The sequence below is a fragment of the Vitiosangium sp. GDMCC 1.1324 genome (assembly GCF_003044305.1).
Taxonomy (GTDB): domain Bacteria; phylum Myxococcota; class Myxococcia; order Myxococcales; family Myxococcaceae; genus Archangium.
Genome location: NZ_PZOX01000013.1, coordinates 354,157 through 376,288, shown reverse-complemented (window position 1 = coordinate 376,288; position 22,132 = coordinate 354,157). Strand labels below are relative to the sequence as shown.

The window sequence follows — 22,132 nt, the reverse complement described above, 5'->3', positions numbered from 1 at the left end:
GGTGTTGCAAATGCGTCGCGAGCTGCACCTCTTCCCAAGCACGCTCCTCCCGCTCGCGGTCTGAAGACACCTGCAAGGGCTTGAGAACGACTTGCGAGCGAGGCCCCCCGTCAGCGGGCTGTCTCCAAGCGAGAAGAAGCGTGTCGTAATCCCGAAAAGCAACCTGGGTTGCGTAAACATCGTAGCGGAAGCCCTCCGAAACGAAGACAAGTCGCGGGGCGGAGCTGTCGATCATGGTGCGTTCTCCACATGTGGCCCTACGGCTGTCGAGCCGAAGATTGTGTTCACGGGGCCAGCCTTCGTCGTCTGCGCTTTGGTCAGATGGCGATGCGGTCGAATAGGTAACACGGCCTCCCTGAACAGGGGAAGCCCCGAACTACCGAACAGCCCTGAAACAAATCTATCTCGAAATGCGCGTTTGAACCCCCGAATCATGGAAATCAGTACAGATTTGTTCCCCACATGTATGTGTTAGCTCGGCCGCTCAGCGGTACACCTTGCCGGCCCACACGAACGCGCCGTCGACAAGCGGCACGCTGTAGGCCGCTACGTGCCCCTACGGCAGCACGTAGGCCACGAGCAGCTAGTTCTCCCAGGCCCCCGGCCGCCCCTGCATCCAGTCAGGATCGAGCGTGCGGCCCGCCCCGACCGCGAAGGCTCGGCAGCTCCCCTCCAGGACGGCCAGCTTCGAGCGCGGGCAAGTCTTCCGCATGCACTGTGCGAGCTGCCCCGGTGTCACCCCTCGGGTTGGTAGGTGATCGAGCTGAACGCCTTCGGCTGGCGCAGCTTGAAGTCGCCCTTCACAATCGCGCGGATGGTCGTCTCGTCGTGCTCGGCGCGGGTGTCGTGCTCGGAGAGGATCAGATCCTCGTCGATCCCGTAGATGAATTGCCGCCAGTCCGCCGAGAAGACGATCTTCGTCACCGGGACGCGGGTCGTCATCACGAAGGGGAAGCCCCGGATCGTGCCCTTGTCGAGCATCTCCTGACGGAAGATGAAGATGCCCGTGTCCTTGAGCTGCATCAGCGCGGTCGCCCGGGTCGGGTGAATGACCCACGCCGCAGTGCCCATGCGAACATGCGCGGTCAACGGCAGCTCGACCGCCCTGTCGATGTCGGCCAGGTAGGCCGCGGCGGTCGTGCCCGTGCTCGCGAAGACCTGAGCGGGGTCGAGCTGCACGAAGAGCCCCTTCGGTGCGGCGCCTGTGCCGTCACCGTTGAAGCCAGCGTCGTCGAGGCCATCGGCCACGGTGGCGCGGATGTCCTCACCGACGCCCGCGTCACCGACCCCCGGCGTGCGCAGCAGGTCGTTGCTGACGTCGGTGAGGACCATCCCCTTGTGCGCCTTGAGCACGAGCTTCCCGTACTTCGGTGCGCTCCTCGGGACCGTCTCCCCCTCGCCGACCCACTTGAAGACAGAAGTCCCCGTCTGCCTGCCCATGTGCAACTCGCCCTTGAACGGCTGGGTTCGCACGCCGAGCTTGAGCAGGGCCGCCTCGGGCCGCAGGAACTCGATCACTTCGCCGCTCTGCTGGACGGGCACAAGCACGCCCGCCGAGTCGAACTTGCTGAGCTGAACCGCCTTCTGCACGTCGGCATTGCCGAAGCGCTTCGCGGCTTCGAGCAGCTCGCCCGCGCCGGGGCGGCGACCCAAGGCGATGACGCTCTTCGTGAACGCGCCAAAGTTCGCGACGCTCGCGTAGACGCTGCCCTCGCGCGTCGCCCTGTCTCTACCCATGCGACCGGGGGCGCTTCGGGAGGCGGCATCGATCAGCTCCCGCGCGACCTCCGGACCAAGCGCCTTGACCATCTCTGTGATTTGCTGGCGATTCATCTTTTCACACTCCTCGGATGTGTTGCTTGAAAGCCTTGCGGGGGGGTCATTCGCCCGCGTCAGGCTTTGTGTCTTCTAAATGGGTGCGATTTTTGTCTGTGGCTCAGTCGCCGCTGACGGCGTCGGCGCTCGCTTCTGCCGAGCTGCCTGCGGAAGGCGTCGGCGTCTGTTGGGGCGCGCTTGGTTACTGGCCGGGCAAAAGCCGGGCATTGGAGCCACCAGACGCGAGCGACAGCACGGCGGGCCTGTGGAGGGGCTCCAGGAGCGCGGCAGCCGACGCTCGGGCGAGTGCGGTGCCAAGGGAGGGCAGCGGCACCTCGGGAACCGTGGAGCGTGCCGACGTGTGCCTGCTCTGCCCGTAGCCGACGCAGCGGCATCCAGCCGGTTACGGGGGAGGTTTCGCCTAGTCGGCGGTTTCGCCTAAGAACATAACCCCCGCGCACCTTAAAACGGTCTCACGGTTGATGCGTTCAGAATCCAGCCTCCGGCGTGAACACATCGCCACGGGCCCGCGAGATTTTTTGGAAATTTTCTGAGCGTGTTGGACCGCCGAGCAATGTTCCAAGTGACGGCGCTCCGGAAATCCGAACCGGGGGGGCCTCTCTCAAGGCACGGTGCGGCGAGCACGAGCCGCAGACAGCCAGGCCCCACGAGCTACGAGCAAGCGAGCGACGGCTGCTCCCGTAACGGTGGGGCCGTGAGCCGCCCGCAGCAATCGCACCCATTTACCCGCAGGGAAATGGAGGCAGACCTTGCTTGAACTTCTTGAACAGTACCAGCAGCGGATCATCGCCGCGCTCACCCACGCGGGCGCAGACGGGCTCACCGTGAAGGAGCTGCGCGCGAACCTCGGCACCGGAGAGCAGGCCACCCGTCGCACTCTTGGCGCCCTTCTCGCGACTGGCGTGGTGCGCGAGTCCTACCGCTACAAGCCCGGCGTGCGTGGTGCGGTGCCGCGCGTCTACACGCTCGCCCAGTCCAACGCGCTGACGCCAGCAGCTACCCCGCCGAGCGCGGGCGAGCAGGGGTGACCAAGTGACTGACGCAGCTCGTATCTCCTTCCCCCTTCTCTCTATTCTCCTTAAGGAAAAGAGAGTTCCGTCACTTCGTCACGTACAGAGGGAAAACCACGGTGACGGAGCAGTGACGGAGCCCCTTCGCGTTGGGGCGTGCGTCACGTCTCTTCCCACGCTGTCCCCCGTTGACATGGGAGCCGAAGCGTCGGGCCCTGTGCGTGAGCCCGCTCCCTGGACAGTCTGCCTGACTGACTCGCGCTTCACTCCCGGGCGCCTGGATGTTCGCGAGTTCGGCTCAGTGGGCGAGCTGATGGCGGCACTGTTCGAGGTTGCCGCCGAGCCGCTCCTGCGCGCGGAGAAGGATGGCCGCGCCATCATCCCCGCCAAGCCGTATCCGCCCCGCGCTGATGGGCTCTACGAGGGCAAGGACGGGCAACCCACGACAGCCCCCTACCGCCGAAACGCGAACTTCGCTCACGTCACCCTGGCCATCGTGGACTTCGACGGCGAGACACAGGCCGCGTTGGATGCGTGGCTCGCCAGCCTGCGCCGTCGTGGGCTGTGGTTCCTCGCCTACCCGACGCACTCCTACGGGCGCACCGCGAAGCCCATCCGCTACCGCGTCGTCTTCCCGTTCAGTGAGCCAGTGCCCGTGGGCTCGGCGAGCCGATGGTCGGAGCGTCTGTGGCCGCGCCTCATGCAATGCGTGGGGCTCGGCGATCTGACGGAAGCGGCGTTGAAGGCCGATGCGTCCTGCAAGGACGTTGCTCGGCTCTACTACCTGCCAAGCTGGGATCCGTCCAACGTGCTCCCACGTCCAGCCCCCGAGCATCACCAGGGCCAGCCGATTGACGTACAGGCCGAGTTCGGCCCCCTGCTGCGGGAGCCTTTCGCGAGCTACGCCGAGCGGCCCAGCGAAGAGCAGGTGGACGGCTCGCGGGCGGCAGACCCCCACGCCGTGCGCGTGCGGCTGCGGCGCTTCAAGCGTCCTGATGCCGTGACGGTTCTCTCCCAGGTGGACGCGGGCGAAGTGCTCATGCTCGACGGGCAGCGACACCTCGGCATCAACAAGCTGACGGCAATGCTCGCCCGCGTTGCCGAGCCTGACGAGAGTTCGGCGAGCCTTCTTGAGATTGCGCGCCGCTCCCTCGATGCGCTCGCGCGGGTGGAGCCCTCCCGTGACGTGTGGGGCGAAGCGCTGCGAGGGCTGCGCGGGGCTCGCGCCAAGCTCACGCAATGGGACCACCAGAAAGCAGCCCAACGGGAAGCGGCTCACGCGCAATGGCGTCGGGTGCTGGAGCTGGCGGCCACCTCGGGCCACGGAAACGGAGGCACGCAATGAGCACGAGCATCAATCCCGGTGACACGCTGGCCAACGCAGCCGACGTGGAAGCGGCACTTGCCCACGTTGCCAAGCTGCCGCTCGTGAAGGTCGTTCCGCTGGAGCGCTACCTTGCACGGCGCCACGATGGGCACGGCTTCGCCTCGGAGTTCCTGACGCAGAAGGCTGCCGAGGACTACCTGATCCTTCGCGGGCTGTTGGCCCCGCGCGACACATGGCCACGCGGAGTCAGCCCGTTGGTCGCCTCGCCGAACGTGCCGGACCTCTGCGCGGGCGTCATGGCCATTGAGTGCAGGCCGAACGCTCCCGATCTCCTCATGCGTGGGGATGGGACGCTTGCGGTCAACACCTGGGAGGCCCCCTCGCTCGTGCCGGTGCTGGGTGAGTGGCCCGCTGTGCGTCGCGTCCTGCTCTGGCTCGCCGAAGACGAAGCCGGGCTCGATTGGCTGCTCAACTGGATCGCGTTCAAGGTCCAGCGTCCCGGCTCCAGGCCGGGCACCGCCATCCTTCTGCAAGGGCCCCCGGGCTCGGGAAAGAACGTGCTCTATCGCGTGCTCGCTCACCTGCTCGGGCCCTCCAACTGCGTTCAGATTGGCGAGTCGGACTTGGCCAAGCCCTACAACCTCCACTTCGCGACAAAGCTGCTCATTTTCGCCAACGAGCTGCTCGATAACCACAGGCGCGGCGGCTCACTCGGGGACGGGCTCAAGGCGACAATCACAGATAGCGAAGTCTTCCTGGAGAGCAAGGGCGTTGCCCGAACGCCAGCGGCCAACCGCGCCGCGCTGCTCGCCGCTACCAACCGAACGAAGCCCATCGAAATCGAGGAGGCCGACCGCCGCTGGACCGTGTTTCACAACAAAGCCAAGCCCACCGAGCACGAGCATCCCGACCTCGGCATGACACATCGGGAATTCTTGGAGTCGCTGCACTCGCCGGGGGAGGACGACGCCTTCACGCCCGAGTTCATGCGTCAGATCGCCGCCTTCGCTCATACGATGGGCTCGCGTGAGGTGGACTTGCCCCGAGTCCGCAGGCCACACGCGAACACCTCCCGCGAGGAGCTTCAGCAACTCAGCGAGCCGGTGACCGAGCAATTCCTGCGCGAACTCAGTGAGAGCCCTGAGCCAGATGCGCAGATCCGCGATTGCGCGTCGAGTAGCCCGCAGGCCAACGTGATGCACCGGGGCAACGGCGCGATGGTGGGCAAGACCAAGGCGTTCACGAACGATGCGCTGTACGCGGCGGTCTGTGGCTTCTGTCGCGTGGTGGGCCAGAAGCATCCGCCGCAGAAGAGAACCTTCCTGGCCGCGTTGAAGGCGGCGGGCTGGATTGAGCATCGCGACAACAAGGCTCGGGGCTGGCTGCCGCCCTGGCACCAGATGGGCAACGACGCAACGCCGCAGGCAGCGAAGGTCGTTCCTCTTTCGGGAGCCCGTGGCGTGCCCGGTGCGAGCGCAAGCGCCGCGCACACGTCCGCCGAGCCCATGCCGCCCCGCGAACGCCCAACGGCGGGAGCGGAGACACGCGATGACCATGCCCACGGGAGAAGTCACTACCGGGCCCGAATTCCTCACGGTTGACGAGGCCGCAGCTTTGCTGCGCGTGAACCGGAAAACTCTCTACGAGTCGATCCGGCGCGGTGAGGTGCCGGGGGCGGTCCACCTTGGTCGATCCGTCCGACTTCGCCGGAGCGTTCTGCTATCCTGGACGCCGGGTAACAGCAGTCCCGCGCTTGGAAAGAAACCATGAGCGTCAGACTGCGGCAGTGGAAGACGAAGGAAGGCAAAGTGGAAGAGGCGTGGACCATTGACGTCAAGTATCAGCACCCGAGCGGGAGGGTGGAGCGCGTGCGCAAGGCATCGCCCATCAACACCCGCCGGGGCGCTGAGGAATACGAGCGTCAGGTTAGACACGCACTCCTCACGGGTTCCTTCGGGAAGGAGAGTCAGAGCGAGGCGGGCCGGGTTCCTACGGTTGAAGAGTTTGTCCCGCGCTTCCTCACGTACAGCGAGAACAACAACAAATATTCAAGCGTTGTCTCCAAGCGCCAAATCCTCGCTCAGCACGTCATTCCGGCTCTTGGCCGTATGCCGTTGGACTCCATCGGTCTGGCTGAGATCGAGGATTTCAAAGCGGCTATGCGCAAGAAGACGTCGGGAGCCCGTGCCCGGAAGGATGCCCCCACGAAGGCAGCCCTTCGCAAGCGTAAGGACATCCAGCCCGCGCTTCTGAGCCTCAAGACCATCAACAACGCGCTAACGGTGCTCCGCAAGATGCTGTCGCTCGCACAGGAGCACGGCATCATCACGCACGTTCCGCGCGTCAAGCTCTTCAAGACTGCGAAGGCGGCGTTTGACTTTCTCAGCTTTGAGGAAGCCGAGCGGGTGGTCGCCGCTGCGGCCCCTGACTGGCGCCCGGTTGTGCTCGTGGCGTTGAAGACGGGACTGCGGCAAGGCGAGCTGATCGGGCTCCAGTGGGGCGACGTGGACTTGCAGCGCGGCAAGCTGCACGTCCGGCGTACCATCTGGCGCGGGGTGACGGGGCTTCCCAAGGGCGGGCGCGAGCGGACGGTCGATCTCCCGGGCTCGGCCCTGGAAGCGCTCAAGGCACACCGGCACCTGCGCGGTCCCTACGTGTTCTGTCAGGCGGACGGGCAGCCACACACGAACGGGACCATGAAGGGCCCTCTGGAGCGGGCGCTGCGCGAGGCGGACATCTGCCGCGAGCAGGGCCGCATCGGGTGGCACGACCTGCGGCACACCTACGGGAGCCATCTCGCGATGCGTGGCGTGCCGCTCAAGGCGATCCAGGAGCTGATGGGGCACGCGACCATCGAGATGACAGAGCGCTATGCCCACCTGTCCCCCGAGGTACGGGCGAGCGCCGTGCAGCAGCTCGACCTTCCTGTGCCCCATCTCCAAGCCGCTCCGGCCAGAAGCACCGAAGGGGCACACTGAGGGCACATGCGGAAACGAGGGCAAAGAAAAAGCCCAGCAACCCCTCGGGATTGCTGAGCTTCTGAGTGTGGAGGTGGCGGGAATCGAACCCGCCGCTGGAGGCGTCCGGCAAGCCAGTTCGGGCGGTGGACGGCTACATCCCCGGCCCGCGGATCCAGTCGATGTCGAACTGGATGCCCAACCCCGACACCGGGTCGAGGCGGAGATCGGTGATGGTCCCGGTCCAATCGGCCTGGCCCGCCATGTCGAAGGTGAGTGTCTGGTAATCGCCGTTGCCGGTATAGGCCGCGCTGGCCACGCGCGTGGCTGAGAAACCGGGCTGGGTGCCGGTGGCGAAGAAGATCTGGACGCCGGTGTTCTGGGAGGCCCTCATGCGCACCTGGAGCTTCGGCACGCGGCTGGCGCTGAAGTTGTAGGCGCTGTTCACCATCTGCGCGTCGCCGTTGCCGGAGGAGGTGCCGCTCAGCACGCCGCCGGACACCGCTTGTCCGGTGATGTTGCCGAACGCCGTCCAGCCCTCGAATCCTCCGGGTGTGGCGAACTCCGCCCCGAGGTCGGCGGCGTCGAAGGGATGCCGCGACGAGCTGATCTCGGCGGAGTCCGTCATCTGGTCTCCGTCCGTGTCGAGCGGTGGCACCGCGAAGTCCGTGGTCCATCGGATGGTGAAGGACTGGTTCTTGCCGGTGGCGATCGCCTTGATGGAGAGGTCGCCGCCCGGCTGCAGGTAGTAGCCCGAGGTGGCGGAGCCGCGCAGGCTGGCGAGGGAGGAGTGGGCGGAGAAGCTGCTCTGGCTCGAGGAGAGCGTGACGCCCCCCAGCTTCCCGAAGTCCTTGAAGTGGGCGATGTAACTGTCGCCCGCGGTGGCGTCCTCCATGTTCATCGTCACCGCCTTCACGGCGGGGAGGGACTCGTATGCATAGGTGTATTCAAAGCCTTCGCTGACGAGGAACGGGAGCTGGTGCCACTCGTGGTAGCCGTCCACGCCGATGTAGAAGACGCTGACGGGGGCCGTTCCCGCCTTCTCTCGCGTGCAGGTGATGTTGGGCGTCTGCTCGAACGGCACGCCGTAGGTGAGCCGCGACAGGGCGAACCGGTGGTCGCTCCGGTACGCGCGCTCCCAGTTCGGCGGACGGTACTCGTCTCCGACCCGCAGGAACGGGTGGTTGGACACGATGGACGTGTTGGCCTTGCCGCTGATGCCGCCAGTGACGTCTCGGAGCACGATGGACCAGTACCGCGGGTGTCCGGGGTGGTTGGCGTGCGCGTCCGGAACGGGGCGGATGTCGAAGTCCTCCAGGCTCGTGCGCGGCGGGCTGGCGGGAGACATCGTGTTCCCAGTGAAGTTGTGATTGGGGTGCTTGGTGGCGGCGCCCGTGTTGAGCAGGAAATTGGCGTTGGGGGCGTCCCACCCGATGAAGTGGGAGTCCCGGACCTGGCCCGCGCCGTCATACACGCGGTAGGCGTAGCGGGTGTCTCCAGTGAGGTTCTCACCGGAGTTGGCCACGAACACGCTCTGGTCGACGATGCTGTAGCTGGCCAGCATGGTGCCGACCGTGTTCTCGACCAGGACGTTGTTGCGGAAGATGAGGTTGTCGGACGGGCCGCCGGCGCCGATCCCCGTGTAGAGGGCCAGCTCGTTCGCATACCACGTGCTGTTCTCGATGAGGTGGGGGGCGGTGTCCGACCAGCCCAGGTTCGGGAGGATGGAGTGGTTGGCATCCAGCCCGTCGAAGATGTCGAACCCGCTCATGGTGCTGTGGGCGCTGTTTCCCTTGAAGGAGATCATCGGGAGCGTGTTGGGTCGCATCGACGAGAAGCGCGGGTCGGTCGCGGACAATCCCAGCGGGCGGTCCGGGAGCGCGAACCAGAATCCGGTCCCCTCGGTGCCCGCCGCGACGTTGTCCTCGAACGTGTTCTGGGGATTGGTAATCCAATAGCTGGCCGGGCTGCGGTTCTGGACCTGGTTGAACTGGTTGTCGGACGGCGTGACTTCCTCGCCAGGCGCGGGGCGTTTGGTGAGCAGGGTCACGTTCTTCTTGATGACGTTGAAGCGCTCGCTGCCGTCCTCCAGGAACACGCCATGCCCGATGTGGTCATAGAAGAAGTTGTTCTCGACCAATGTGCTCTCGGTGCCGTGGATGGTGATGGCCCGGTTGTAGGACTGGTGAATGCTGGAGCTCTTGAAGTACTGGCCCGCCCCCACGCTGCCCAGCATGTGCCAGTGGAACGGGTAGCGCCCGAGGCGCGCCTTCTGGCCCATGTTGAAGAGCTCGACCCCGCTGAAGTACGCCGCCGAGTTGTCCATGATCATCACGTGTCCGCCGAACCCGCCGGAGGACGCGGACGCCGCATCGCCCTGCACCCGGATGTTGTGCGTGAGCAGCCCCACCTGGGCGCGCAGGTCCGCGGTCCAGGTGCGCGAGCCGTCGGTGTAGTTCTTCACCACGCCGGTGTGTGAGTACGCGAGCGGGCTGTCCAGCGTGAGTGTCGTGTTGCCCGAGAGGACGGACGTGATGGTCCTCTGCTCGGCCTCGTTCCAGTTGCGGTGGCTGGAGACGATCACGATGCTGTCACCCGGCTGCCAGTCCACGGGCTCCTTCAGGACCACGGTGGAGCTCCCCGCGCTCACGTTCGCGCCGAGCTGTGTCCAGCTCACGCGCTCCAGGCCGTGGAGGTGGAGGGTGCCGGTGCCCATGGCGCCGATGAACTTGTTGCCCATCCCCATGATGTCGGGATCGGCCGGTGTGGCGTTGAGGGTGAAGACGGCGGAGCCCGGATAGGGCGTGAGCTCCTGTCCCAGCTCGAGCCGGGAGCCACTGCCCATCACCATCACATATTTGGTGGTGACGGCCACGTTCCGGTTCTGGGCGCCGAGCAGCTCGCCGCTCACGGTGATGCTCTTCGGAGCGAGCGTCCCCTGAAGACAGACGGCGCTGCCGGCGCTCACGGTGGCATCGTCGTTGGCGCCGGGCACCGCGCCGCCCCAGACGTACGGGTCCTGCCAGTCGTGGAGCATCTCCATCCGGAGGTCATCCACCAGCCCCGTGTGGTCTCCGGGCGCCGTGTCCACGCCGGTCAGGCTCACCGTGGTGGCGCCCGCGTCCAGGTAGAGCGCGGCCGAGAGCTGCTCGAGGTACTGGGTGCTGGCGAGGCGGAACTCGCCGGCCTGGGTGCCGCCGATGGTGATGCGGATGTTCTTGGCCGGCGGCTGGGTCGGGTCGTTGGCGCGGAGGGCGGCCTTGATGCGGAATCGGTAATAGCCGCTGCGCGGGATGGTGACGGGGATGGAGGCCGTGGAGGCGCCCTGGAGGAAGAGGACCTGACTGCCCTCCGGCGCAGCGGGATTGGCGGCCGTGAACCCGCTGGCGTTGCGGCTGAGGCCGCTGAGCCCGTTGAAGGTCCACGGCCCGCCCGGCGGGGCGTAGGCGTACCCGGGGGAGGCGGGGAGGGCCGGGGACTCGAATCCGCTGATGCCGAGCTCCCTGAGGCGCGTCGCCGTGAGGTCGTCCACGAAGGCGGTGTTGTCGCCGCCCTGGGGGTTGAGCCCGAGCAGCTCGATGGAGTGGGGGCCGGAGGACAGCAGCACCGCGCTCGAGCTGAAGCGCTGGTAGGCGGTTCCGGTGGGGGTGAACCCCTGGATGACTCCCCCGTCGATGCGGAGCTCGACTCGCTGGGTGTTGAGGGGGTTTCCACGCTGCGCCGCGGCGAAGCTGAAGATGTAGTAGCCCGCCGCGAAATTGAGGGTCCGCGAAGCGGAGCCCGCTCCCTGGAGGAAGAGCACCTGGGCGCCTTCCGGAGCGTTCGGGTTGCCCGAGGTGAACGCGGTGGCGTTCCGGGTGAGGCCGGCGCCGTTGACGAGCGTCCATCCGCTTCCGGAGGGGGCGTACTGGTACCCGGGCGATGCCGGGAGGGCGGGCGTCTCGAACGTCCCGTTGGGAACGGTGAAGACGGTGGACGACGCGGAGCTCAGGCTGGCGGCGGCCGCCCCGTCCGCCAGCGACAGGGCGGACAGGGAAAACAGGAACATCCACCTACGCGGGGAAATCATCATGAGCGGGTTATGGCGCTCATGATGGCGGGCCGTCAACCGCGCTCAGGGCAGGCGAAAGGGATTACTCGGTCCTCTGCTTCTTGGACGGGGGCTGCTCCGCATCCGGTTTGTCATCGCCGTCCTGGAATTTCTGCGGGCCCCACTTCTGGGTGGTCACGACGACGGAGTCCTTCCCATAGCCATCCGCGGTGCCATAGCGAGCCTTGAAAGACTCATTCTTGTCACCCACGCGGTACATGTCCATGGTCGGGTAGGTGTTTCGAGCCGTGGCATCCGTGGTTCCCGCGGTCTGCTCCGCGGTGATGGTCTGCTTCCCATCCTTGGCCACGACGGGCGCGAAGTGGAAGGGCGACTGATTCTCGCCCGGCGCGTGTTGCCGGATGATCCCATAGGACTCGCCGGGCTTGGGATCCGCGCCGTGATTGACGGCCGTGGAGTCCTTCTTCTTGGCCTGCTTGGACACCCCGATGTTGTCGGCGTCGGAATAGCCAAACACCTGGCCCGTCACCGTCTCCTTGCTGGCGAGGGTGTACTCATTGTTCGCATGCTTGGTGGCCAGGGGCTTGCCGTGCTGGAACTCCTCGGCGTTGTGCGCGCAGTCCTTCACACCCTTCTGGAACTGATAGCGCTCGAAGGAGTCCGTTCCGTGGGTGTAGGTCGTGGGGCTCGGCTTCTCATTCCCGAGACCCTGGAATTTGTCACCCTCGACCTTGGTGTTGACGAAGAGCGAGGCCTTCGTCTTCTTGTCTACATTCTTCGCATCCTCCGGGTAGATGCCATACTTCTTGTTGTCCGTGAGCTTGACGGAGGACGGCAAGGGCTTGTTGCTGCCGCTGATACCTTTGGGCATGGTGTGACCTCGCTTGGGGGAGCAGGTTTCCTGCAACGTGTCATCGATGACGCCGTGTGGCAATGAATCTCGAAATCAGCGAATCCGGAAGCCCATGGTTGGTGTCTTCAGTTTGTCATTATGTGAGGCCCATGTGTTCCGTCCACGACTGCCAGGGTAGAGGGTCGCGGCTTGGGAAGAAAGACTCGAAAGCCCATGAAAACGCTCACCCGAAAGAGGGAGGACTCGACCCCCTCTTTCAGGGCGCGGAAAAGTCTTTCAAGGTCTCGGCGGAGCGTCCTGGAACGCGGCGGCGAGGAAGCGCTCCACGGCCCAGGTGGTGATCTGCCCTCCCGGGCCCGCGGGGTTGGCGTCGCAGCCATGCGTGCCCCACGGGAGCTCGAGGCACAGGTGGGGCACGCGGGCCTGCTCCAGACGCCGGGCGAGTCGCCGGCTCTGCTCGGCGAAGACCAGCTCGTCCCGAGTCCCATGGATGAGCAGCGTGGGCGGCGTTTCCGGGTTCACGAAGTCGATGGGCGAACCGGCGTCGAAGCGCTCCTGGACCTGGGCGGGCGTTCCTCCGAGGTACTCGCTCAATGTTTTCGGGCTGTCCATCACCAGGGGGTTGGTGGGGTTGACCCAGCCCCAGTTGAGGTCCGTGGGCGGATACAGCGCGACGACCGCGCGGATCGCCGGCTCCTGGAGGGTGTAGGCCGCCAGCAGCGCGAGCTGGCCTCCCGCGGAGCGTCCGAGGAACGCAATGCGGGTGGCATCAATCCCCAGACGCGAGGCGTTCTCCTGCAGCCACTTCACGGCGGCGCGCACGTCGTCGGGCTGGGCCGGGAAGGTGTGGCGGGGCGCGAGCCGGTAGTTGATGGCCGCGACGGTGAGGCCTCGCGCGGCGAGATAGCCGTTCAGCCAGGCGAGCTGGGTGCTGTCCCCGCTGTTCCAGGAGCCCCCGTGGATGACCACCACGAGCGGCTGGGGCTGGGTGGCCCCGGCGCTCCGGTACACGTCCAGGTGCAGGGCCTGGCCGTCGATCTCCCGGTAGAGGTGCCGAGTGGGGACCACCGCGGGGGTGGAAATCGAGAGGAGATCGCCCAGGACGAGCGGCGCGGGCCGTGCCGGAGCCTCGGGCGGGGCAGGGGGCTGGATGGGACCGAAGGTCCGCGCGAAGCTCGTCTCCAACCCCTTCACGTACCCGAAGGCCCGCCCCAACGAGGAGAGCAGGAGGAGTGCGGCGAGCACCGCCAGGCCGGACGCGATGCGATCGCTGACACCAGCCCCACCGGGCAGCAGCAATACGAGGAGAGGACCGACGGCCAGCACATGGCCCCACTCGGTCGCGGCCACGGCCGGTTTCCAGAGAGAGCCCAGCGGAGCCTTGAAGAGGCCCAGCAGCCCCACTCCAAAGAGCAGGACGGCCAGGAGAAGACGAAGGGTCGTGAGGAGTTCCACGGACGGGGAGCTTAACACGCGGCGTCAGAGCCACTGGAGCGCCCCTGGCGCGTGCCTGCTCGCAAGGCCTGCTCGGTATGGGTTCCGAGCAGGCCTCGTGTGAGGCGTGGACTCAGCTCTTCACGGAAGCGGACTGCTCAGCCTGCTCGCTGCAGACGTTCTCGGAGGCGTCCTGCTGCTCCTGGGCGTCCTTCTGCTCCTGGGTGGAGGAGAGCGAGGCCTGGGGGGCGGTGCCCCGACAGTAATCCTTGCAGATCTCATCCGAACAGGTGGTCCGGAAGGTGCCCTGGTAGCAAGGCGCGGTACAGCTGCTGGCGCACGAGCAGATATCCATGCACTGCGGCGGGTAGGCGAGGGCCGTCGACGCGGTACCCATGGAGAAGAGGAGGCCGAGACCCATACCGAGCTGCTTCATCACGTTGCGCATGCACACTCCAGGTGGGGGTTGCCCGCATAATCTACCCCAGACGGGCGCCTCGCGGCGGAAGAAAGGAAAAGGGGCGGCCCGTCCGTGGGCCGCCCCCGTCACTTCAACGCACCGCGCCTTCGACGAGGACTACTTCGTGAAGGAGATGGGTCCGCTGGACAGCGTGGTGTTGTTCGCGCCATCCACCGCGCGGACGCGCCAGGTGTGAGCCCCCGTGGCGAGCCCGGAGACGGAGGTCTTCTCCGTGCCCACGCCGTACACCTCGAACTCCCACAGCGAGTACCCATACACGGTGGCGCGCTGGACACCGCGCATCCGCACGTACTGGCCCACGCCGCTCAAGCCGATGAGGTCGTCGATGCCTCCGTTACCGGCGTTCTCCGTGTAGAGCGCCTTCCAGTTGGTGCCATCCAGCGAGGTCTCGATGACGTACTTGATGCCATACGCGGCCTCCCAGCTGAGCACCACGCGCTTGATGGAATAGACGGCGCCCAGGTCCACGGTGAAAGTGGCGGTGTCCGGGCTGGTGCCGGTGCCGAGGCTGGACCAGCGCGTGGCGGGGTTGCCATCGATCGCGTCATTGGGGGTGCCGAACTCGACCGAGGTGGCGGTCGCGTTGCGGCCGAGCGACAGGTTGGTGTTCGAGCCCTTGTACGTGGTGCTGGTGATGGCGGGGGTGCGATCCGCGTTGTCCACGATGAGGACGTACTTGGAGACGCCGGCGCCCACGTCGGTGGTCTGCTCCCAGTAGAACCAGGTGGGGTCCCCGACGCCGGTGGCGCCCGCCGCCGGGATGAGCGCGGAGAAGGCCGCGGGCGGCGTGGTGTCGTTGAGCGTGAAGCTGAACGTGGCCGAGGTGGTGACCCCGTTGGCCCAGTTGTAGGCCTTCACGAACCAGGAGTGGGTGCCATTGGCGAGCGACAGGCCCTCGACGGCCGCGGAGGTGTTCTTGCCCGTGGCCGACGGGATGAGGATGCCGTCGATGTAGAGCTCGTAGCGCTGGATGCCGGTCTGCGGATCGCTGCTCGCCGTCCACGCGAACGGAGGCCGCGTGCCGGTGAGGGTGGCGCCGTTGGCGGGCGTCTGGAGGGTGAAGGCCGTGGGCGGCGTGGAGTCGCTCAGACCGAAGCCCTGGATGCCCGCGCCGTACTGGAAGAGCGGGTTGCCGTAGACGGGCAGGATGTGCTCGCCGTTGGCGATCTTCTGACGGATGGTGGCGCGCTCGGCATCGGTGGCGCCGAGGTCGAACGGAATGTCCCACTTCTCCAACTGGTCGGTCGGCACGTCGGTGCCAATCTGGCTCATGGAGCGAGGCAGCTGCCAGGGCAGCTGGCCGCGGGGCAGCACGTCGCCGAACAGCACGTCCGCCACCGCGTAGCCACCCATGTCACCCGGACGGTAGGCCACGAGCAGCGCGTTGGTCTGCGCCACCACGTTGGTCAGGATGTAGGGCCGCGGCAGGATGAGCACCGTGGTGGTGGGGATGCCCTTCGACTTGAAGCCCGTGATGACGCTGTACTGGTCACCCCACTTCGCGTCGTGCGCGGGGCCGATGGGGTCACCCGGCAGGTAGGGCTTCTCCTTGTCCCACTCGGTGCCGTGGGTGTAGTAGCTCTCGCCCACCACCACGATGGCGGCATCGGGAGTCACACCCGCGGGAGCGGCGTCCTTGTAGACGGTGATGCCGGCGGCCTCCGCGCGAGCCTTGACGGCCGCGTAGATGGTCGGGTCACCGAACTCGGTGCCGTGGAAGTCCGAGCGCCAGGTGACCATGCCCGCGGGATCGTCGGCGCGAGGGCCGGCGATGACGAGCTTCGCGCCCGCGGCCAGACGCAGCGGCAGGGCGCCATCGTTCTTGAGCAGCGTCATCGACTCCTGGGAGGCGCGGCGGGCCAGGAACTTGTTGTTCGTGGTGTGCCATTCGGAGGTGCCCGAGGGGCCCATGCGGAACGGGTCCTCGAACAGGCCCATGCGGAACTTCAAATCCAGCACGCGGCGGACAGCCTCATCCAGGCGGCTGAGGGGGACGGCCGTCTCGAAGTTGCCCATGGCTCCGGGGTTGGCACCGCCCATCACGTCCGAGCCGGCGTTGGCCGCGCCAATCCAGGCGCTATCGGGCAGCCAGTCCGTGCAGATGACGCCGGTGTAGCCCAGGTTCTGGCGCAGGTACTTGATGATGCCCGGGTTGTCACCGGCGCCACCGCCCTCGGGACCGAGCAGCGAGCTGCCCGCGTAGCCCGGCATGATGCCGGCGGTGCCGGCCTCGATGGCGGCGTGCCACGGACGCATGTGGTAGTGGATGGTGGTGCCGTCGTAGACGATACCGCCCTCGCCACCGGCGCCCTGGCCCGGCCAGTGCTTGGTGGTGACCCAGACGGAGTCCGGGTTGATTTCAGGACCGCCCTGCAGGCCGGCGATGAGGGCGCGCGTGAGGCCGGCGGCCAGGTCGGCGTCCTCGCCGTTGCCTTCCTGGATGCGAGGGTAGAGCACCTTGGTGCCCACCTCGGCGAGCGGCGACAGGGTGCCGCGGCTGCCCACGGCGATCTGCTCGCGCCGCTGCATGTCACCCATCTCCCAGGCGTTCTGCGGGTTGCGCGAGGCGGCCAGGCCCGGTTGCGTGGGCCAGCTCGTCTTGAAGCCGTGGATGGAGTCACCCGCGTCGATGATGGGAATACCCAGACGCGTCTGCGAGGCGGCCGTCTGGAAGGTGACGATGTCAGACGTGGACAGGGGACCCATCTGGAAGCCCGCGCCGGTGTACGCCTGGGCGTTGAAGAACAGCTGCAGGGCCTTCTCGTGCAGCGTCATCCGGCCGATCAGGTCGTTGACTCGCACGGCGGGCGTGTTGTGCCAGTCCTCGTACGGCTCGATGGTGCCGTTCTTGTTCAGGTCGCGCATGCCGTTGATGAGATTGACGCCGTCGGCGGCGGTCTCGACCTTGGGCAGGTAGACGCTGAAGGTGCGCAGGTTGGAGCGGCTTGTGCCCCCGCCCGACAGCTGGGCCACGACGTACCACTTGTATGTCCAGCGATCGGACAGGTCCTGGTTGAGGGTGAAGGAGGTGCCGGTGACGGTGCCCATCTCGGTGAAGCGGTCGAGCAGGCTGCCGTTGGCCATCCAGTCATAGTCGTTGCGCGTGATGTTGACGTAGACCTTGTAGCTGCTGGCGCCGGTGACGGCGGCCCACGTGAGGGTGGGGCGGCGGGTGTTGGTGATGACCGCTCCGTCCGCCGGGGAGTTCACCGCGAAGGCGCCGTTGATGGCGGGCGGGGCCGGAGCCACGTACGGGTCGGGGATGATGGGCCCGGTGGGACCGCCTCCGCCTCCCGTGGAGTAGATCTCCACCTGCCACACCGCGTCCTGCACGGCGAGCGCCGTGACGGACTGCGCGCTCTGGGTACCCGAGCTCGAGGTGACCACCAGGCGGATGTCCGTGTTGGGCGTGGCGGGCGAGTACTGGTTCTTGGACATCGTCACCGTGGTGTTGGGCGGGAAGGTGAGTTGGTAGGTGTAGACGCCCTGGTTGCGCACGGACGGGGTCGCGAAGCCCTCTTCCGGAACGGGGGTGACGTTGAGCGGCGTGGGCGAGACGTTGATCTTCGCGTAGGGAAGGTCCGGGAACGACAGCTTGATGGTCTGGTTGGTCGTCTGCGGCGGAGGCGTGGTGCCACCGCCAGACTTGTAGACCTCGAAGGACCAGAGCGAGTAGCCATAGCCCGTGCCGCGCTCGGTGCCGCGCATGCGCACATAGCGCACGGTGCCCGAGACGGAAATCTCCTTGCGGCCCAGCGTGCCGTTGGTGACGGAGGCCAGGGTGGTCCAGTTCACGTCATCGTTGGAGCCGTCGATGGTGTACGTCTTGGCGTAGGCGCCCTCCCAGTCGAGCACCACCTGGCCAATCTGTTGCGACGAGCCCAGGTCCACGCGGATCCACTGGGGGTCGGCCGCGGCGGAGGACCAGCGCGTGCCGGCGTTGCCGTCGAACGCATAGCCAGGCCCGAGGTTGACATCGTTGTTCTCGATGCTCGAGGACGTGGCGGGCCGGCCCTTGGCCAGGTCTGTCGAGGTGGAGCCGCCGCTGCCGTAGATTTCGAGCTCCCACAGCGAGTAGCCGTAGCCGATGGCGCGCAGCACTCCGAGCATGCGGACGTAACGGCCGCTGCCGGACACGGTCAGGTCATCGATTCCGCCATCTCCATTGGTGACGGTGGCCACGTCCGTCCAGTTCGTCCCATCATTGGAGACCTGGATCTTGTAGTTCTTGCCGTAGGCGGTCTCCCAGTTGAGCAGCACCCGGCTGATGGTGGTGGTGGCCCCGAGATCGACGGAAATCCACTCGTTGTCGGTGAAGCCACTGCTCCACCGGGTGCCGGCGTCTCCGTCGACGGCCGAGGGACCCGTGAACACGCCATCGGACGAGGACACCGTGACGGGCCTGCCCTTGGCGAGATTGACTTGAGCCTGTGCGGCCAGTGGCGAGAACGCCACCAGGACCACGAGCATCGCGCTCGTGTAGGCACACGCCCACCGACTCCAGGCGCTTCGCGCGCTCTGGACGAGATGAGGAATTGGATTCATGGAAATAGAGAGGCTAGGAGTTGATTGACGACCGACTGCTGTACTGCAACGGCATTCACGACGAGCAGGCCCCCTCCCATGACTTACATGGGAGGGGGCTCGCTCGCGCCTGACCGACTACTTCAGGTCCAGGTAGTCCACCGAGTAGATCCACCCGTTCGGGTGCGTGACGCCCGACAGGCAGAGCGTGCCGGTACCGCTCGAGGCGATCGCGGTGGAGATGTTCGTCAGGTTGGGGCTGCTCCAGCCTCCCGTGGCGGTGCTCAGGGTGAGCGTGCCGAGGACGGTGCCGTTGAACTTCAGTTGCGCCTGGCCACCGGAGTAGGGAGCGCCCACGTGCGCCGTGGCGGAGGTGAAGCCCGTCAGGCTCACATTGCTCCAGCAGATGGTGTCGCCGCCCTCGAAGGCCACGACCTTGCCTCCGCTGTCACCCGCCGCCTCGGCGAAGCAGCCCGTCAGCGTGGCGTTCTCGGCCTCCAGGCGCACGGGCGTGGGGGTGGAGCTGACGCACTGGCCGGAGCTGTTGCAGCTCTGACCCGAGGCGCAGGTGCCGCAGGTGCCACCGCACCCATCGCTGCCACACACCTTGCCGGAGCACGCCGGCGTGCAGGTGTTGGGGACGCACTGACCGGAGGTGTTGCAGCTCTGACCCGAGGCGCAGGTGCCGCAGGTGCCGCCGCACCCATCGCTGCCACACACCTTGCCGGAGCACGCCGGCGTGCAGGTGCTCGTGGACGCGGTGCACTGGCCCCAGCTCGAGCAGGTCGTCCCCGAGAGGCACGAGCCGCAGGTGCCACCGCATCCGTCGCTGCCACACAGCTTGCCCGTGCACTCGGGCTGGCAGGCATTGGTGGTCGTGCCCAGGTACATGTCATCCACCCACACCTGGGTGTTGTTGTACGCGCTGCCACCCGCGTCGATCTCGAACTTGTAGGTGTCCGTGGCGGTGGGGGTGAAGTTCGGGCCGGTGCACGTGGTCCAGCCGGTGCCCACGTTGCAGTTGAAGCTCGCGATGGAGTTCCACGGGGAATGCGCCTGGGCAATCTTGATGGGGAGGGTGCGAGCCACGCTCGACTTCAGGTCCACCTTCCACTTGTACGAGGTGCCCGCGTTGAGCTGGAAGCCCTCCTGACGGATCTGCACGCTGTAGGGCTGCGAGCCGCCATTGTCGATGCGCACCCACTGCACGTAGCCGCGCGTCCCGCCCTCGTTGTTGATGTCGGTGAGGCCCTGACCGCCCTCGAAGAAGAGGTCGCTGCGGTGGTAGGTGTAGTCCTCGTTGAAGCCACAGTTGCGGATGATGTTGTCGGCCGTGCCGTTGCCATCGCTGTCCTGGCAGGCCGCGCGGCTGGCCTGCGCGTAGCCCGAGTTGCGGTGGTACCAGCGCACGTAGTCCACCTCGAGCTTGGCCATGGCGCCCTGGTTGGCCCAGTCGACGTTGATGCACGAGCTCGGGGTCTCCTGGCACTTGCCGCCCGAGCACGCCGCGCCATTGGCGCACTGCGCGCTGGTGGTGCAGGCGCGGCCGGACCAGCCCAGACACCCCAGCTCGCCTCCCACGGCGTTGTTCATGATGAGGTACATCGGCTGGCGGAACTCGGTCGCGCCGTCCCCGAGGGAGAACGTCCCCACGGGCGTGCCGCCATTCTGCGGCATGTTGTCGATGTAGATTTTGAAAGCGCTTTCATCCCAGAGAAAACCAAAAGTGTGCCACTGGTGATAGTCAATCGTCCTGCCTGGCCACTGCACCCGCGCGCCACCCTCGTCCCCGTCGCACTTGGCGTCACCGTGGTTGGGCCAATCACTGCACGCGTTCGCCTGCCAGCCACCGGAAGCAGCCGCCATCTCGCCCGCCTCGGGGTACTCGCGCCACAGCGCGTTGAAACCCATGGCCTCGTTGGAGGGGAAGAGCGTCTTGTTCTCCTTGATCTGCGAGTACTCCATGATGTCGATCTCACCCTGCATGGGCCAGCCAGAGCTGTCATCGCGGGTGCCATTGGAGATGGCCCCGTTGGCGCCGAGCAGCCAGATGGCGGGCCACATGCCATTGGGAGGTGTGGCGCCGGCGGGCAGGTCCGCGAAGGGCATGCGCGCGCGGAACTCGATGTAGCCGTAGCGGAACTCGATCTTCTCGTCGCTCTTGATGCGGCCCGAGGTGTACTGCTGGCCGTTGGCCGGCGCATTGGCCAGACCATTGAAGGGCGCGCACTCCTCGTGGTCGAAGACGCCGTTCTTGTTCTGGTCGTACACGCAGTAGCCGGTGGCCGCGCAGGTGCCATTGGTCCCGCACTGGCTGCTGGAGGTGCATTGCTGCCAGACCACGCAGTCCAGCGGCTCCTTGCGCGCCAGCAGCGTCAGCTTGCCGTTCTCCACACAGTAGTTCCAGTCGTTGGGATGGTCTGGACACTCCCGGTTGGTATAGGCCTGCTGCTCATAGTTGACGCCCAGGTTCTCCTTCGTCCAGTAGGTGGTGTTGAGGAAGGATTTGGGCTGGCCACCGTTGAGGTTGCCACCGAAGTCATCCTCCCACGACAGGGTGAAGGGCTGGCCCGCGATGGAGAGCGTCCGGGAGCCCGTGGACTCGAGCGATGCCTCGCCCTGGAGCGCCGCGGATTCAGAGGGCTCGGCTGCTTCGTCCACCACACAGCCTGACCCGCCCAGGGCCAAGGCCCAGACGCTGCCTCCCAACAAAAGCCGCTTCCAGGCGGCACTCCTGCCATTTTTCATAATCCAAGACCCTTTGGTGAAAACTTGTAAAAGAGAACCACTCCGTAAATCGGGAGAAAAATGTTTTATACCAGCAATCAGTACCGGGAAATGTGAAATCAACCGACGCAATGCGGCATCCGAGCCGTGCGAGGTGAAGGCACGCACGGGCTCGCGATGTCTGACCATGACACGTTGCGTTGGCGTGGGCCTCGGCCGGGGTGGTGAGACATTTCACTACGGGTGAAGGGTCGCGGGCAGCCTCATGAGTGCTCGACGACATCCTGGCTTGGGTCCTTCACCGCCACCGCGCGTCCGCTCTCCCTCTTGCACGAGGGCCCATCTGGGCCATGGACGGTTCGCTTCCCGCGTGGGCTGTTGCCACCCAGTCACATCTACCATCAGATGTAATTTCTACTGTGTGTTGTCCTGGCAATGGGCTCGAATTCTCTGACACCTTTGCCGCGCGGACTGTCTTCTCAGTCGCCCACGACGTTGATGACCGTGCCGTCGCTGGCCACCACCTTCAGCGTGCTGAAACCCCACACGCCGCTGGTCTGCACGCCCTTCACGTAGAGCGTTCCGTCCTGTTTGCTGCCGGACAGTCCGATCTCCATCGTGGCGATGCCGTCATTCCCCTTTGACCGCATCTGCCCCTTGAACAGGAAGTCGGCGTTCACCGGATCTCCGAGCGCCCGGATCACCTTGCGGTGGCCCGTCGTGCGCGCGATGGCATCTTCATAGGGGCTCTCGCTCCGCACGTAGAGGAAGCCCATGAGCCCGCATCCGCCGCACAGCAGTGGCAGTCCAACCAGCGCCGTGAGCCCCCACTTCACCCAGCGGGAGCCATCTCCTTCAGCGTGAGCAGCCATTGGTGGTTCCTTCCGTAGGGGTCAGCTATCCCGGGAGAGTACAGCAGAAGGTGCGAGGAT

Annotated in this window: 14 protein-coding genes; 5 read left to right on the top strand and 9 right to left on the bottom strand. The window is 66.2% G+C overall.

From position 1 onward, the window contains the following. Positions 1–235: hypothetical protein (locus DAT35_RS61170; RefSeq protein ID WP_233261879.1), on the bottom strand; the 235-nt coding region annotated here is incomplete at its 3' end. Between the two features lie 500 nt (positions 236–735). Further along, positions 736–1,833, bottom strand: coding sequence for a phage major capsid protein (locus DAT35_RS33800; protein WP_108072911.1), 1,098 nt, complete (start codon positions 1,831–1,833; stop codon positions 736–738). A 752-nt stretch (positions 1,834–2,585) separates the two neighbouring features. Between DAT35_RS33800 and DAT35_RS33795 the strand changes: the two genes are divergently transcribed. The 5 genes from DAT35_RS33795 to DAT35_RS33775 all read left to right on the top strand — a co-directional run bounded on the left by DAT35_RS33795 (position 2,586) and on the right by DAT35_RS33775 (position 7,151). Then, positions 2,586–2,864 carry a hypothetical protein gene (locus tag DAT35_RS33795; protein WP_108072909.1) on the top strand — a complete coding sequence of 93 codons (279 nt, stop codon included), beginning with the start codon at positions 2,586–2,588 and terminating at the stop codon, positions 2,862–2,864. Positions 2,865–3,159: 295 nt separating this feature from the next. After that, positions 3,160–4,191 (top strand): hypothetical protein, encoded by a 1,032-nt coding sequence (locus tag DAT35_RS33790; protein ID WP_158502017.1) that lies wholly within the window; start codon positions 3,160–3,162, stop codon positions 4,189–4,191. Beyond that, the gene (locus DAT35_RS33785) at positions 4,188–5,774 is read left to right on the top strand and encodes a DUF5906 domain-containing protein (RefSeq protein WP_108072905.1); all 1,587 of its coding nucleotides are present in this window, start codon (positions 4,188–4,190) and stop codon (positions 5,772–5,774) included. Before DAT35_RS33790 ends, DAT35_RS33785 begins: the two co-directional genes overlap by 4 nt. Further along, positions 5,722–5,943, top strand: a complete 222-nt coding sequence (locus DAT35_RS33780) for a helix-turn-helix domain-containing protein (protein ID WP_108072903.1) — start codon at positions 5,722–5,724, stop codon at positions 5,941–5,943. Before DAT35_RS33785 ends, DAT35_RS33780 begins: the two co-directional genes overlap by 53 nt. Then, on the top strand, positions 5,940–7,151 hold the full coding sequence (locus DAT35_RS33775) for a site-specific integrase (RefSeq protein ID WP_108072901.1): 1,212 nt from the start codon (positions 5,940–5,942) through the stop codon (positions 7,149–7,151). The genes DAT35_RS33780 and DAT35_RS33775 overlap by 4 nt, the downstream gene beginning before the upstream one ends. A gap of 133 nt (positions 7,152–7,284) precedes the next feature. Here DAT35_RS33775 and DAT35_RS33770 read toward each other — a convergent pair whose 3' ends face one another. The 7 genes from DAT35_RS33770 to DAT35_RS33740 form a co-directional block, all read right to left on the bottom strand. Next, entirely contained in the window at positions 7,285–11,178 is a 3,894-nt protein-coding gene (locus DAT35_RS33770) for a G8 domain-containing protein (RefSeq protein ID WP_158502016.1), read from the bottom strand. Positions 11,179–11,263: 85 nt separating this feature from the next. Next, positions 11,264–12,052, bottom strand: coding sequence for a hypothetical protein (locus DAT35_RS33765; RefSeq protein ID WP_108072897.1), 789 nt, complete (start codon positions 12,050–12,052; stop codon positions 11,264–11,266). 258 nt (positions 12,053–12,310) lie between these two features. Next, the gene (locus tag DAT35_RS33760) at positions 12,311–13,489 is read right to left on the bottom strand and encodes an alpha/beta hydrolase (RefSeq protein ID WP_158502015.1); all 1,179 of its coding nucleotides are present in this window, start codon (positions 13,487–13,489) and stop codon (positions 12,311–12,313) included. A gap of 112 nt (positions 13,490–13,601) precedes the next feature. Further along, positions 13,602–13,916, bottom strand: coding sequence for a hypothetical protein (locus DAT35_RS33755; protein WP_108072893.1), 315 nt, complete (start codon positions 13,914–13,916; stop codon positions 13,602–13,604). A 129-nt stretch (positions 13,917–14,045) separates the two neighbouring features. Further along, entirely contained in the window at positions 14,046–18,419 is a 4,374-nt protein-coding gene (locus DAT35_RS33750; protein ID WP_369946238.1) for a discoidin domain-containing protein, read from the bottom strand. A 192-nt stretch (positions 18,420–18,611) separates the two neighbouring features. Continuing rightward, positions 18,612–21,134: a glycosyl hydrolase gene (locus DAT35_RS33745; RefSeq protein ID WP_369946237.1), complete on the bottom strand. Its 2,523-nt coding sequence runs from the start codon at positions 21,132–21,134 to the stop codon at positions 18,612–18,614. A 545-nt stretch (positions 21,135–21,679) separates the two neighbouring features. Beyond that, positions 21,680–22,072, bottom strand: coding sequence for a cytochrome c oxidase assembly factor Coa1 family protein (locus DAT35_RS33740; protein WP_108072885.1), 393 nt, complete (start codon positions 22,070–22,072; stop codon positions 21,680–21,682). Positions 22,073–22,132: the final 60 nt, after the last annotated feature.

Coding starts and splice junctions, on each gene's coding strand:
- DAT35_RS33800 (WP_108072911.1), bottom strand. CDS start 1,833: ATGAATCGCCAGCAAATCACAGAGATGGTCAAGGCGCTTGGTCCGGAG.
- DAT35_RS33790 (WP_158502017.1), top strand. CDS start 3,160: ATGGCGGCACTGTTCGAGGTTGCCGCCGAGCCGCTCCTGCGCGCGGAG.
- DAT35_RS33785 (WP_108072905.1), top strand. CDS start 4,188: ATGAGCACGAGCATCAATCCCGGTGACACGCTGGCCAACGCAGCCGAC.
- DAT35_RS33780 (WP_108072903.1), top strand. CDS start 5,722: ATGACCATGCCCACGGGAGAAGTCACTACCGGGCCCGAATTCCTCACG.
- DAT35_RS33775 (WP_108072901.1), top strand. CDS start 5,940: ATGAGCGTCAGACTGCGGCAGTGGAAGACGAAGGAAGGCAAAGTGGAA.
- DAT35_RS33770 (WP_158502016.1), bottom strand. CDS start 11,178: ATGTTCCTGTTTTCCCTGTCCGCCCTGTCGCTGGCGGACGGGGCGGCC.
- DAT35_RS33765 (WP_108072897.1), bottom strand. CDS start 12,052: ATGCCCAAAGGTATCAGCGGCAGCAACAAGCCCTTGCCGTCCTCCGTC.
- DAT35_RS33755 (WP_108072893.1), bottom strand. CDS start 13,916: ATGCGCAACGTGATGAAGCAGCTCGGTATGGGTCTCGGCCTCCTCTTC.
- DAT35_RS33750 (WP_369946238.1), bottom strand. CDS start 18,419: ATGCTCGTGGTCCTGGTGGCGTTCTCGCCACTGGCCGCACAGGCTCAA.
- DAT35_RS33740 (WP_108072885.1), bottom strand. CDS start 22,072: ATGGCTGCTCACGCTGAAGGAGATGGCTCCCGCTGGGTGAAGTGGGGG.